This is a genomic window from Microbacterium sp. MPR-TSA4 (assembly GCF_058792815.1).
Map to the genome: position 1 here is coordinate 1 of NZ_JBXAFF010000016.1, position 13,528 is coordinate 13,528.

At 71.4% G+C, this 13,528-nt stretch carries 9 protein-coding genes and 1 other RNA gene; 4 read left to right on the forward strand and 6 right to left on the reverse strand.

The genetic code is table 11. The features are described from left to right. Positions 1-47: 47 nt before the first annotated feature. Entirely contained in the window at positions 48-1,532 is a 1,485-nt protein-coding gene (locus AC1Q49_RS08550) for an APC family permease (RefSeq protein WP_492491615.1), read from the reverse strand. A 219-nt stretch (positions 1,533-1,751) separates the two neighbouring features. Here AC1Q49_RS08550 and AC1Q49_RS08555 point away from each other — a divergent pair, with 219 nt between their 5' ends. The 3 genes from AC1Q49_RS08555 to AC1Q49_RS08565 all read left to right on the forward strand — a co-directional run bounded on the left by AC1Q49_RS08555 (position 1,752) and on the right by AC1Q49_RS08565 (position 5,507). Next, positions 1,752-3,239, forward strand: coding sequence for an APC family permease (locus AC1Q49_RS08555; protein ID WP_492491617.1), 1,488 nt, complete (start codon positions 1,752-1,754; stop codon positions 3,237-3,239). Then, positions 3,232-3,942, forward strand: coding sequence for a helix-turn-helix domain-containing protein (locus AC1Q49_RS08560; protein ID WP_492491619.1), 711 nt, complete (start codon positions 3,232-3,234; stop codon positions 3,940-3,942). The genes AC1Q49_RS08555 and AC1Q49_RS08560 overlap by 8 nt, the downstream gene beginning before the upstream one ends. 71 nt (positions 3,943-4,013) lie before the next feature. Continuing rightward, positions 4,014-5,507, forward strand: coding sequence for an HNH endonuclease signature motif containing protein (locus AC1Q49_RS08565; protein ID WP_492491621.1), 1,494 nt, complete (start codon positions 4,014-4,016; stop codon positions 5,505-5,507). A gap of 42 nt (positions 5,508-5,549) precedes the next feature. On the opposite strand, the gene AC1Q49_RS08570 is transcribed toward AC1Q49_RS08565, so the two are convergent. The 5 genes from AC1Q49_RS08570 to ffs form a co-directional block, all read right to left on the reverse strand. Next, entirely contained in the window at positions 5,550-8,093 is a 2,544-nt protein-coding gene (locus AC1Q49_RS08570) for a glycoside hydrolase family 65 protein (protein ID WP_205282435.1), read from the reverse strand. A 32-nt stretch (positions 8,094-8,125) separates the two neighbouring features. Next, a complete protein-coding gene (locus tag AC1Q49_RS08575) occupies positions 8,126-8,854 on the reverse strand; it encodes an HAD family hydrolase (RefSeq protein WP_061782345.1) in 729 nt (242 codons plus the stop codon). Positions 8,855-8,921: 67 nt separating this feature from the next. Then, entirely contained in the window at positions 8,922-10,112 is a 1,191-nt protein-coding gene (locus AC1Q49_RS08580) for an acetate/propionate family kinase (RefSeq protein ID WP_101305791.1), read from the reverse strand. Then, complete coding sequence (gene pta / locus AC1Q49_RS08585; RefSeq protein ID WP_101305790.1) at positions 10,109-12,259, reverse strand: phosphate acetyltransferase; 2,151 nt, start codon at positions 12,257-12,259, stop codon at positions 10,109-10,111. Before pta ends, AC1Q49_RS08580 begins: the two co-directional genes overlap by 4 nt. 103 nt (positions 12,260-12,362) lie before the next feature. After that, positions 12,363-12,459, reverse strand: an RNA gene (ffs, locus tag AC1Q49_RS08590) — signal recognition particle sRNA small type. Between the two features lie 82 nt (positions 12,460-12,541). Between ffs and AC1Q49_RS08595 the strand changes: the two genes are divergently transcribed. Then, the gene (locus AC1Q49_RS08595) at positions 12,542-13,522 is read left to right on the forward strand and encodes an AAA family ATPase (protein WP_101305789.1); all 981 of its coding nucleotides are present in this window, start codon (positions 12,542-12,544) and stop codon (positions 13,520-13,522) included. Positions 13,523-13,528 lie beyond the last annotated feature (6 nt).

Genomic DNA, 13,528 nt, shown 5'->3' on the forward strand with positions numbered 1-13,528 from the left:
GGCTTTCGTGGGGTGGGGCTTTCGTGGGGTGCGGCGTTCGAGGGTGCTCAGCCGGCGATGGCGTCGGTGAGCTTCGCGTAGGCGGCGGGGCGGCGCGCGCGGATCCACGCGGCCTGGACGTAGCCCAGAGCGGGGAAGAGCACGACGAGCCCGATGAGGAACCAGCTCAGCCCGCCGAACACCGGGGCGCCCTCGGCATCCACATCGCCCACCATGATCGGGAAATAGGCGATGATGAGCGCCGCCGAGATGACGAGACCCGCGAACCCGAGCGCCGGGGCGACGATGGTGTTCCAGACCCGCCGGTCGGAGCGCCGCCTCAGGAAGTAGACGATCACCGCCACCGAGGTGACGGCCATGAGGATCGCGATGGCGAGCGTGGCGACGCCGGCGAACCACGTGAAGACGGCCAGCACCGGGTCGAGCTGGAAGGCCGCGAAGATCCCCGTCAGCACGGCGGCCGTGACGGTCTGGACGATGGAGGACGCGTGCGGCGACAGGTGGCGGTGGTGCACGGCGGACAGCCGCTCGGGCAGAACGCCGGCGGTGGCCATCGAGTGCTGGTAGCGGGTGACGACGTTGTGGAAGGAGAGCACGCACGCGAACATCGACGTGATCAGCAGCACGTTCGTGACGATCTCCCCGATCGGTCCCAGGTAGGTGGCCATCGTGCGCAGGATGAGGCTGCCCGGATCGGCGGCCGCCTCGTCGACGATCGCGCTCGGTCCCCACGCCATCACGAGACCCCACGAGGCCACGGTGTAGAAGACGCCGATGCCGATCACGGCCATGTAGGTGGCCCGCGGGATGGTGCGATCCGGGTCGCGAGCCTCGTCGCGGAAGATGGCGGTGGCCTCGAAGCCGATGAAGGCCGCGATGGCGAACATGAGCCCGACCCCCGGCGAGCCGCTGGCGATGTTGGCGGGCTCGAAGGGGGCGAGGCTCAGCCCCTCGGGGGCACGGAACAGCACGACGGCGACGAGCACGACGACGACACCGACCTCCGCGATCAGCAGCACCCCGAGCACCTTGCTCGACAGGTCGATGTGCCGATAGCCGAGGATGCCGACCAGTCCGATGACCAGCAGCGAGAACAGCCACCACGGCAGCGAGATCCCGGCCGTCGACGCGAGCGTGTAGGAGAGGATGTAGCCGACGTAGCCGTACACCGAGACCTGGATCGTCGTGTAGGTCAGCATCGCGATCCATGCCGCCGCCAGTCCCGTCGAACGTCCGAGGCCGTAGCCGACGTAGGTGAAGAAGGCGCCCGGCCGCGGGATGTGCCGCGACATCGCGGCGAGACCCACGGAGAACAGCAGCAGGATGACGGCGCTGACGGCGTACAGGGCCGGGAAGCCGACCCCGTTTCCGATCAGGATGCCGAGCGGCGCCGCACCCCCGATGACGGTGAGGGGCGACGCCGCGGCGACGACCATGAAGACGATGGCCGTCGCGCCCAGCGAGCCCGTCAGGGCGCGGGCGGGCGACGCGGCGGACGGGGCGGCGGCGCCGGGTGAGTCGATTCTCGTCATGATGACCTCTCCAGATCGGGGTGCGGAGCGAGGTGGAAGGAACGGATACCGGGATCGTCGCGCAGGGCCGTCACGGCACCGTCTCCGGGCCGTGAAAATCCCGCGCTCCCGGAATGGGAGGGCCCGCCGACGGCGTCTCATTCGGGGAAACCAGGCGGAAACACGAGAGACGTGGGGCGGCAACGGCGCCGCCCTAGCATCGGCGGGCAAGGAGGGACGATGACCGCACTGGAGCGCGCGATCCGCAGCCCCGCGCCGGTCCGCGACTTCGGCGGACGCTCACCGCTGCACGGCCTGGACCGGCGCAGCGTCGGGTTCATCGACGTGATGGCGCAGTCGGTCGCCGCCGTCGCTCCGGCCGCGGCGGCGACCACGGTCACGGTCCTGGTCGCCGGCGTGTCGCCCGGTGGCGTCATCGTGTCGGTGCTCGTCGCCGGGGTCCTGAGCCTGCTGGTCGCCTCGGCCGTCGGCCAGTTCGCGCGCCGCCTCGCCGCGTCGGGCGCGCTGTACACGTACGCGGCGCGCGGACTCGGGCCGGCGGGCGGACTCGCGACGGGAACCGCCGCCGTGGTCGGGTACGCCGCCGTCGCGATGTTCGCGCTCCTCGGCGGCGCCTATTACACCGCCCTCCTGCTCCGGCCGTTCTGGCCGGCCGCCGACGCACCGCTCGGGATCGCCTGCGTCCTGCTGGCCGAGGCGGGACTGCTGACTCTCGTGCTCGTCCGCGGCATCCGCATCTCCGCTCGCGTCGCGCTGCTCGTGGAGTTCGCCTCCGTCGTGCTCATCGTCGTCCTGCTCGTGGTGCTGCTGACGCGGATCGGTCCGGTCGATCCGGCGGCGCTGCTGCCGTCGCCCGCCGCCGACACGCCGCTGGGGGTAGGCGCCGGGGCGCTCATCGCCCTGACCGCCTACGTCGGGTTCGAGAGCGCGGCGACGCTCGGGGTGGAGGCGCGCACCCCGCTGCGGACGATCCCCCGCGCCGTCCGCGCCACCGTCGTGATCTCGCTCCTGCTCTACCTCCTGGCCGCGGCCGCCCAGGTCGCCGGGTTCGCCGCGCTGGGCCGCGACTTCGCCGCCAGCGCGTCGCCGCTCAACGAGCTCGCCGACGCGTTCGGCATCGGCGGGTGGGCGAGCGTCGCCGACCTCGGCATCGCGGCATCCTTCCTGGCGTGCGCCATCGGGTCGACCACGGCGTTGGCGAGGGTGCTGTTCGCGATGGGACGCGACGACGTCATGCCGCGCCTCGCGGGACGCACCCACGCGCGCTACGGCACGCCCATCGGCGCCATCGCAATCGCCCTGCCCGCGGTGGTGGGCGTTCCGCTGGCGCTCGTCGTCTGCGGCGTCGACCTCCGCGACGCGATGCACATCACGATCGCCCTCGGCGGCATCGGCTACATCGTCTCGTACGTGTTCGCCTGCATCGCGGTGCCGCTGTTCCTGCGCAGGATCGGGGAGCTGACGCCGCTCGTCGCGGTGACGGCCCTGTGCGCCGCCGTCGCGCTGTCGGGGGCCGTGGTCGCCTTCGCGGCGGCCGACGTCGCGGCGGGCAGCGCCGCCGTGTGGATCGCCGCCGCGGTCGGCGCCGTCTCGGCCGCGCTGATCGCGTGGCGCCTGCGCCGCCCGATCGGGCCGTTGGGGGCGTACGACGTCCCCGTCGCCGCGGCCGTGCTCGGCGGCATCGCACGAGATGACCGGGATGGCTGAGACACGCGCCGGCCCCTCGCAGCCGACGCTCTCCGCGCGCCAGCCGCGCGCGATCCACAGCGCGCTCACCGTGCTCGAAGCGGTCGCGGAGCTCGGCGCCGGCGTGACGGCGCGCGAGCTCTCGACACGGCTCGCGCTGCCGCGCGCGACGACCTACCGTCTGCTCAACCTGCTCGTCGAGGACGAGTACCTCGTTCGCACCCCCGATCTGTCCGGATTCGCGCTGGGGTCGAAGGTGGCGCAGCTGGCCGCGGCTGCCGCCCCCGCTCGACTGCCCACCCGCGCCCACGACATGGTCGCCGACGCGCGATCGACCATACGAGGAGGCGTCCACGTCGCCGTGTACGTCGACCGCCGCGTGCAGTTGCTCGACGAGGACCCCGATTTCCCCTTCAGCGATCCGGTGCGCCTCGCGCGCGAGCCGGAGCGCTACGCGCTCGGCGCCCTCATGCTGGTCGCCGCGGGCGATTCCGGACCCACCGCGACGACCGCGGCGGCCGAGCTCGGGCGGATCGGCGGTGTGCGCCGGCTCGACGGCGGCGTGGCGGGGTTCGGATGCCTGGCCGTCCCCCTCCGCGGCGCCGACGGCGGCATCGCCGGCGCGCTGGCCTTCTCCGGCCCGCGGCACCGGATCGTCGAGGCGGACGAGCTGCTCGGGCGGCTGACCCCCGTCGCCGAGGACGTCGCGCCGTACGTCGCGTGATGCGAGAACTCTCCCGAACCCGTTGCGTCCTTCGAACTTTTGTTCTATACTGGGGCGGAGAAGTCCCGCGCGTGCCCACCTCCTTTCAGCGGGTTCTGCCTCCCGGCCTCGGCCGGGCGGAGGTGATGATGCACGCGATCCCGGATGCCCCGGCTCGAGGTTCGGCCTGGCCGGCGTTGGATGATCTGGTCACGCGTCTGCGGGCGGCCCGGCGCCGCATCGCCGCGGCGCAGGCGGAGGAAGCGGCCGTGCTCGCGGCGGCGGTCGAGCTCGTCGCAGACCGGGTGGCGGTGTCACGGCAGGAGGCCCAGCAGCAGGGCCGGGCTCTGCCGATGGGGGAAGCGGATTTCCCGGTGCGCGAAGTGTGCCTCGAACTGGGCATGGCGATCCGGGCTTCCGACAGGGGCGTGCAGCGGCGGATGTCCGATGCGCATCAGCTGATGACCTCGTTCTCCCGCACCCATGCGGCGTGGGCGGCCGGTGAGATCGACGCCGGTCATGCCTGGGCGATCAGCAGGACCGGGACCATGCTGACCGGCGACGAGGATCGCGCGCGGTTCGAGGATCGTGCGCTGGAGGTCGCCCGATCCGAATCCCCGACGCGCGCGGCGCCGGCGATCACGGCGATCGCCGCGAGCATCGACCCGGCCGCGTTCGAGCAGTCCGCCCGTCGGGGCTTCGATGAGCGCTCGGTGCGCCTGTTCGACCTCGACGACGGGATGGCGAGGTTGATCGCCGACCTCCCGGCCCCGCTCGCCCACGCGATCCACGACGCCCTGACCACCTGCGCCCGCGCGATCCTCGACCGCGAGCCGGAGGCCGACGCCGACGCGGCCACGCCGCGCGCCGACGCCGATTCCGATGGCGGACACGACGGCGACGAGGATGCCGTGGTCACCGGGAACGGCAGGGGAACCGGCCAGGGAACGGGCGGGCGAACCGGCAGCCGCCACCGGGCGGACGCCCGCACACTGGCCCAGGTGCGCGCGGACGTCTTCAGCGACCTGGTGCTCACCGGCCGGCCGACGACCCGCGCGACCGGCGCCGGCCTCGAGGCCGTCGCGGCGCGGATCCACGTCACGATCCCCGCCCTCACCCTCGCCGGCGACCCGGCCGGCGGCCCGGCCCTGCTGGCGGGGTACGGCCCGATCGCCACATCTCTCGCCCGTCGCCTCGCGGGGCTCGCCCCCGGCTGGGACCGGATCTTCACCGACCCGCACACCGGCGAGGTCCGCGCGGTCGACCGATACCGCCCCAGCGCGGAGCTACGCCGCTATCTCACCGCCCGCGACGAGCACTGCCGCACCCCCGGCTGCACCCGCCCCGCGCAGCGGTGCGACATCGACCACACGACCGCGGCCGCGCAGGGCGGCGCCACCGCCCACGACAACCTCGCCCACCTGTGCCGGCGACACCATACGACGAAGCACCACACGGCGTGGCGCGTCCGGCACCTCGGAAACGGCACGCTTGAGTGGACGAGCCCCGCCGGACACCACTACCGCGACCACCCACCCGCCACCGTCAGGTTCGTCCTCACCGCGGAGGACCCGCCGCCGTTCTGACCCGCGCCGAAACGCGGGCACATCGGCGACCGGGTCGCACCGCTACGAGTCGATGCCGAGGTTCGCGTCATCGCCCGCGACCGCGCCGACCACCGGGATGCTGCCGGTGATCACCGGGATCGAGGTGGTCATCGTCGGGACCGAGGCCGACAGCAGTGTGCCGTCCTCACGCAGCGCCTCACCGATGTCGCTGATCGTGGGGCGGCCCGACAGCTCCGGCCCCTGGCCGCGCAACGGCACGACCACCGTGGCGCCCGGCTGCACGACGAGCGACTCGCCCCGCACCGAGAATGCGACGGGCTCGCCGGCACCGGCATCCACGCGCAGCTCGTCGGCGGTGATCTCGACCTTCAGGCTCGTCCCCTGCCACTGGAGGGAGAACGAGAGCGACGGCCAGTCCTTCGGCAGACGCGGGTCGAAGCTCAACTCACCGTAGTGGTCGCGCATGCCGCCGAAGCCGGCGACGAGCGCGGTCCACACCCCGCCGGCCGACGCGACGTGCACGCCGTCCGCGGCGTTGTGATGCAGGTCGCCGAGGTCGACGAAGATCGACTGCGAGAAGTACTCGCGCGCGAGGTCCTGGTAACCGACCTCCGCGGCGAGGATCGCCTGGACCACCGCGGACAGCGTCGAGTCGCCCGTGGTCAGCGGGTCGTAGTACTCGAAGTCGGCGAGCTTCTCCTCGTCGGTGAAGTGGTTGCCCTGCAGATACAGCGCCAGCACGACATCCGCCTGCTTCAGCACCTGGTAGCGGTAGATGACGAGCGGGTGGAAGTGCAGCAGCAGCGGACGCTGCTCGCGCGGCGTGTTCTCGAGATCCCACACCTCGCGCTCGAGGAACACCTCATCCTGCGGGTGGATGCCGAGGCCCTCGCTGTACGGGATGTGCATGGCCTCGGCCGCGGCATCCCACGCGTCGGCCTCCGCCGGGTCGAAGGAGAGCCGCTCGACCATCTGCGCGTAGTGCTCGGGAGCGTCCTCTGCCATCTCGCGCACCGCACGCGCCGCGAAGCGCAGATTGAAGCGCGCCATCACGTTCGTGAACAGGTTGTCGTTGACGACCGTCGTGTACTCGTCCGGGCCGGTCACGCCGTGGATGTGGAACACCTCGGGTTGGCCGTCCTCGGTGAAGCGCCAGAAGCCGAGCGTCGCCCACAGCCGTGCCGTCTCGACGGCGATGTCGACGCCCTCGCGGTAGAGGAACTCGTCGTCGCCGGTGGCGCGCACGTACTTGGCGAGCGCGAAACTGACGTCCGCGTTGATGTGGTACTGCGCGGTGCCGGCGGCGTAGTAGGCCGACGCCTCCTCGCCGCTGATCGTGCGCCACGGGAACAGTGCCCCCGCCTCGTTGAGCTGCGCCGCACGACGTCGGGCCGCCGGCAGCATGAGGTAGCGCATCCGCAGGGCGTTGCGCGCCCAGATCGGGGTCGTGTACATGAGGAACGGGAGCACGTAGATCTCGGTGTCCCAGAAATAGTGGCCGCTGTAGCCCGAGCCCGACACGCCCTTCGCGGGGACGCCCTGACCGTCGGCGCGCGCCGCGGCCTGCGCGAGCTGGAAGAGGCACCAGCGCGTCGCCTGCTGCAGGTCGTCGTGGCCGCCGATGACCACGTCGGAACGGTCCCAGAAGGCCGACATCCACTCGCGCTGACGCTCGAACTGGCGCTCGATGCCCTCGGCCGCCACGCGGTCCAGCGCGCGACGTCCGCGGTCGACCAGCTCGCGAGCGGGCACCCCGCGCGACGTGTGATAGCTGACGAGCTTGGTGACCGTCACGGGCACCCCGGCCTTCGCCTGCACCCGGTAGACGTTCTTGGCGATGTCGGGCTCGATGAGCGTGCGCGACGAGTACTCGTTGTCCGTCTCGATCACGTGGTCGGCGACCACCGACATCGTCATCCCCGACGCGGTCACGCGGTAGGCGAGCGCGGCGCGGTCGCCCTCCTGCCAGTACTCCTCGGGCTGGAGCACGCGGTCCTCGATCTTCTCCGCCTTGCGCGGATCGAATCCCTTCGCGGTGCCGCCGCCGGGAGCCGAGCCCCCGTACACGTCCTCGCCGTCCTGACGGTTGATGATCTGGCAGCTCACCGTGATCGGGGCGTCGCTGTTGAGCACCGTGACCGTGACACGCATCACGGCGAGGTGGCGCTCTTCGAACGAGACCATGCGCTCGAAATCGATGACGACGTCCTTGCCGCTGGGGGTCATCCAGCGCACGTGGCGCGTGAGGAGCCCGTTGCGCATGTCGAGGGCGCGCTCGTACTCGCGGATGTCGGCGACGTCGAACGACAGGGGCTCGTCGTCGACGTAGACGCGCATGACCTTGGCATCCGGCGCATTGATGATCGTCTGGCCGACCTCGGCGAAGCCGTAGGCCTGCTCCGCGTGGCGGATCGGGAAGATCTCGTGGAACCCGTTGATGAACGTGCCGTGCTCGTGGGCATGGCGGCCCTCGGGCTGGTTGCCTCGCAGGCCCAGGTAGCCGTTGCCGAGCGCGAACAGCGTCTCGGTGACGCCGACGTCGTCGAGCGAGAAGCGCTTCTCCACCAGACGCCACGGGTCGATCGGGAAACGGTCGCGATCCATCCTGTCCATCCTTCCGTCGGACTGGTCGGTCATCAGGCGACGAACGCCGCGAGGTCGTCGACGACGAGCGTCGCGCCGAGGTCCAGCAGCGCCTGGGCACCCGCGCCGCGGTCGACGCCGACCACGAGCCCGAACCCGGCCGCCACGGCGGAGGCGACGCCCGAATGCGCGTCTTCGACGGCGGCGCTGCGCGCCGGGTCGACGCCGAGCATGCGGGCCCCGGCGGCGAACATGTCGGGCGCGGGCTTGGAGCGCAGCCCCTCGCGCGCCGAGACCACTCCGTCGACGACGACGGGGAAGAAGTCGCGGATGCCGGCCGCGGCCAGCACCTCCTCGGCGTTCTTGGAGCTCGAAACCACGCCGATCGGCGTCCCCGCCGCGCGCAGCTGTTCGAGGAGCGCCAGAGAGCCCGGGTAGGGCGCGATGCCGTCGGCGCGCAGGACGCGCGCGAACACCTCGTTCTTGCGGTTGCCGATGCCGCAGACGGTGTCCGCGGAGGGATCGTCGTCCGGATCGCCCCAGGGCACCTCGACGTCGCGCGAGCGCAGGAGGCTCGCGACGCCGTCGTAGCGCTGCTTTCCGTCGAGGTACCGGAAGTAGTCCTCTTCCGTGTACGCGGGCTCGATGCCCCACGCGGAGAACAGTTCGGTGAACATCGATTCCCACGCGTGCATGTGCACCTCGGCGGTCGGGGTCAGCACGCCGTCGAGGTCGAAGAGCACGCCGTCGAGAGCGCTGAGGTCGGGAAGGTCGGCTGTCACGGATTCAGCGTAGTGGGCAGGTGCGGACGTCGCGTATCGGTGAGCCGCGTCGCGGCGGATCGGCGCGTCAGTCGGCCACGACCGCGAGCGTCTGACGGGCGATCTCGAGCTCCTCGTTGGTCGGCACGACGAGCACCGTGACGCTCGAGTCGTCGGTCGAGATCGTGCGGATGCCGCGTTCGCGGGCCTCGTTGCGCTCCGCGTCGACACGGATGCCGAGGAATCCCAGCGTCGCCAGGGCCTCCGCACGCACGAGCGGCGAGTTCTCCCCCACCCCGGCCGTGAACGAGATCACATCCACCCCGCCGAGCTGCGCGATGTAGGCGCCGATGTACGCCCGCAGCCGGTGGATGTAGACGTCGAAGGCGAGCATGGCCGCACCGGCGCCCTCTTCGCGGCGGTCCTCGATGTCACGCATGTCGGAGACGCCGGCGAGACCGACCATTCCGCTGCGCTTGTTGAGGAAGTCGTCGAGGTCTCCGGGGCTCATCTCCTCACGGCGGGCGAGCACGAGCAGCACGGAGGGATCGAGGTCGCCGGAGCGCGTCCCCATCACGAGCCCCTCCAGCGGCGTCAGCCCCATCGAGGTGTCGACGGAGTGCCCGCCGTCGATCGCGGTGATCGAGGCGCCGTTTCCCAGGTGCAGCACGAGCTGCTTGAGCTCGCGCAGCGGCCGTCCCACATAGTCGGCGGCGGCCTCGCTGACGAACTTGTGGCTGGTGCCGTGGAAGCCGTAACGGCGGATGCGGTGCTTGCGCGCGATCGTCTGGTCGATCGCGTAGGTGTAGGCGGCCGGGGGCAGCGTCTGGTGGAAGGCGGTGTCGAAGACCGCGACGTGCGGCAGGGCGGGGAAGGCCGCGCGTGCCGCGCGGATCCCCTGCAGCGCTCCGGGGTTGTGCAGCGGCGCGAGCACCGAGAGCTCGTCGATGTTGATCTCGACGAGGTCGTCGATGAGCGTCGGACGGAAGAAGCGCGCGCCGCCCTGGACGACGCGGTGGCCCACGGCCGACGGCGGGGTCTCGACGAGCGACGGGCCGTACTCCTCGAACGCATCGAGCATCACGCGAAAGCCGGCGGTGTGGTCGGGGATGGGCAGCTCGCGCGTGTGGTCGGCATCCCCCGTCTTGTGCCGGGCCGACCCGATCTCCTGTCCGATGCGCTCGACGAGTCCCGATGCGAGCGCCGTCTGCGACTCGACGTCGACGAGCTGGTACTTGAACGACGAGGAGCCGCTGTTGATGACGAGGACGACGGTCATGCGTTGTTTCCCTGCTGCTGGTTCTGCGCCTGGATCGCGGTGATCGCGATCGTGTTGACGATGTCTTCGACCAGCGCACCGCGCGACAGGTCGTTGATCGGCTTGTTGAGCCCCTGGAGGACGGGGCCCATGGCGACCGCGCCCGCCGAGCGCTGCACGGCCTTGTAGGTGTTGTTGCCCGTGTTGAGGTCGGGGAACACGAACACGGTGGCCCGTCCCGCGACGGCGGAATCGGGCATCTTCGCCTTGGCGACGGCGGCGTCGGCGGCCGCGTCGTACTGGATCGGTCCCTCGACCAGCAGCTCCGGTGCGCGCTCGCGCACGAAGGCCGTGGCCTCGCGGACCTTGTCGACGTCCTCGCCCGAACCCGACTCGCCGGTCGAGTAGGAGAGCATCGCGATACGCGGGTCGATGCCGAACTGGCGAGCGGTCGCGGCGGACGAGATCGCGATGTCGGACAGCTGCGTCGCCGTCGGATCGGGGATGACCGCGCAGTCGCCGTAGACGAGCACCCGGTCGGCGAGCGCCATGAGGAACACGCTCGAGACGACCGAGACGCCGGGCCGGGTCTTGATGATCTCGAAGGCGGGACGGATCGTGTGCGCCGTGGTGTGCGCGGCGCCCGAGACCATGCCGTCGGCCAGGCCGAGGTGCACCATCATCGTGCCGAAGTACGAGACGTCGGTGATGGTGTCGGCCGCCTTCTCGTACGTGATGCCCTTGTGCTTGCGCAGCTCCGCGTATTCCTCGGCGAAGCGGTGCACGATCTGGGGGTCGAAGGGGCTGAGCACCTGTGCGGCGCCGAGGTCGAGACCGAGCTCGACGGCCCGGCCGCGCACCTCGGCCTCGTCGCCGAGGATCGTGAGGTCGGCGATGCCGCGGGCGAGCACCGTCGCCGCAGCCTTGAGCACGCGGTCGTCGCCGCCCTCGGGCAGCACGATGCGCTTGCGTCCCGTACGGGCGCGCTCCAGCAGCTGGTACTCGAACATGAGCGGCGTGACCACGGTGGAGTGGGCGAGGCCCAGCGCGCGCGTGAACTCGTCGGTGTCGACGTGCTGCTCGAACAGGGCCAGGGCGGTGTCGAACCGGCGCTGCGAGCCGGCCGCGAGACGACCCCGGGTGCCCATGACCCGCACCGCGGTGTCGTAGGTGTCGAGGTCGGTCTGGATGATCGGCAGCGGCGAGTCGAGGCCGACCATCAGGTCCTGGACCGCCGGCGGGAGCGGGAACGGGCCGTTGAGGATGATGCCCGCGATGGAGGGGAACGTCCCCGACGAGTTGGCCAGCAGCAGGCCCAGCAGCACCTCGGTGCGGTCGGCGGGGACGATGACGATGGCGCCCTCGGTGAGTCGCGGAAGGATGTTGTTGAGCGACATGCCGGCGACGACGACGTCGAGCACCTCGCGCACGAGCAGGGCCTCGTCGCCGCGCAGCAGCGTGCCGCCGAGGGTCAGCATGATGTCGCGCACGGCGGGAGCGACGAGGAACACGTCCTCGGGGATGGACCACACGGCCACGTCGGCCTCGCGACTGCCGTCGACGGCCGGGATGTCGCGCACGACCTCGCCGATCGCCGCGTTGATCTCGTCCAGGTGGTCGGGGTCGGCGCGGTTGGTGATCACCGCGAACAGCTCGGCGCGCTGGTGCGTGATGTCGGTGAGCGCGAGCGCGGTGAGCTGCGCCAGCTGCTGCGGCGTGCGCGCCTCGCTGACCCCGAGACGGTCGCCTTCGTGGCCGCGCCCGTTGAGCACGACGAGCACCGGCGCGCCGAGGTTCGCGGCGATGCGCGCGTTGTAGCCGAGCTCGCTCGTGGAGCCGACGTCGGTGAAGTCGCTGCCGACGACGACGACCGCGTCGCACTTCGCCTCGACGGCCTTGAACCGCTCGACGATGCGCGAGAGCGCGGCATCCGGGTCGTTGCGCACGTCGTCGTAGGTGACGCCGACCGCCTCCTCGTAGTCGAGGTCGACGCCGATGTGGTCGAGCAGCATCTCGAGCACGTAGTCGCGCTCGTCGATGGAGCGCGCGATGGCGCGGAACACCCCGACCCGCGGAGTGGAACGGCTCAGCGCGTCCAGCACTCCGAGAACGATCGTGGATTTTCCGGACAGGCCCTCGGTGGAGGTGATGTAGATGCTCTGCGCCACGGGTTCCAGCCTAGGCGGGGCCCCCGCGGGGCCGTGAGGGATCTGCCGGAGAAAACCTTCCGGCGGGACGGAAGCACGGCGCGGTCCGTACCCCGTCGGGCAAAAGAAAGACTCTCCGCGAACCCGGCAGAGCCCGGTTACCCTTGCTACGTTTCCGTCCTGGGGGAGTTGGCCTGGATGCCGTCTCGCGGAGAGCTACATGCGAGTTTACCCGACGTCGCGCCCGCGGCTCGCCAGCCGGGTTAGCATCGAGCAAGCACCGCCGCTGAGACAGGGAGACGCATGCCCGACCACCCGCTCACCGCCGCCACGTTCGCCCGGGCCGCCGAGGCGGTCGAGACCTCCGTCACGCGCGTGATCGACGGCAAGCCGGATGCCGTGCGCGCCGCGCTGGTCTGTCTGCTGGCCGAGGGCCACCTCCTCATCGAGGACGTGCCGGGGGTCGGCAAGACCATGCTGGCGCGCGCCCTGGCCTCCTCGATCGACGCGAGCGTGCGCCGCATCCAGTTCACCCCCGACCTTCTGCCGGGTGATGTGACCGGGGTCAGCGTCTACAACCCGGTGGACCGCGAGTTCGAGTTCAAGCCGGGGGCGATCTTCGCGCAGATCGTCATCGCCGACGAGATCAACCGTGCCTCCCCCAAGACCCAGTCCGCTCTCCTGGAGGCGATGGAGGAGCGTCAGGTGACCGTCGACGGCACCAGCCACCGGCTGGCCGATCCGTTCCTCGTCGTCGCCACGCAGAACCCCCTCGAGATGGAGGGCACCTACGCACTTCCGGAGGCGCAGCGCGACCGCTTCATGATGCGCATCTCCATGGGCTATCCGGATGCCGCGAGCGAAGCGCTCATGCTCCGCCAGCGCGAGACCGTCAACCCGCTCGACGGGGTGGCCCCCGTGCTCGGCGCCGCGGATGTGCGCGCCCTGATCGCGTGGGCACGCGGGGTGCACGTCTCCCCCGCCGTCGAGGAGTACACCGTGGGGCTCGCGCGCGCCACGCGCGAGCACCCGGATCTGCGGCTGGGCGCGAGTCCTCGCGCGACCCTGCAGCTGGTGCGCGCCGCCAAGGTGCGCGCCGCGCTCGACGGCCGCGAGTTCGTCATCCCCGACGACGTGGCCGCGCTCGTCGAACCGGTCTTCGCCCATCGCCTCATCGCCGCCCGCGGCACCGCGTCGGCGCGGGGGCGCTCGTCGGCCGACACCATCGCCGCCGTCCTGCGCGCGATCGTCGGGTCGGTGCGAGTGCCGCTGGCCACCCGCTGAGGCCGG

Coding starts and splice junctions, on each gene's coding strand:
- AC1Q49_RS08560 (WP_492491619.1), top strand. CDS start 3,232: ATGGCTGAGACACGCGCCGGCCCCTCGCAGCCGACGCTCTCCGCGCGC.
- AC1Q49_RS08555 (WP_492491617.1), top strand. CDS start 1,752: ATGACCGCACTGGAGCGCGCGATCCGCAGCCCCGCGCCGGTCCGCGAC.
- AC1Q49_RS08570 (WP_205282435.1), bottom strand. CDS start 8,093: ATGGATCGCGACCGTTTCCCGATCGACCCGTGGCGTCTGGTGGAGAAG.
- AC1Q49_RS08580 (WP_101305791.1), bottom strand. CDS start 10,112: ATGACCGTCGTCCTCGTCATCAACAGCGGCTCCTCGTCGTTCAAGTAC.
- AC1Q49_RS08595 (WP_101305789.1), top strand. CDS start 12,542: ATGCCCGACCACCCGCTCACCGCCGCCACGTTCGCCCGGGCCGCCGAG.
- AC1Q49_RS08550 (WP_492491615.1), bottom strand. CDS start 1,532: ATGACGAGAATCGACTCACCCGGCGCCGCCGCCCCGTCCGCCGCGTCG.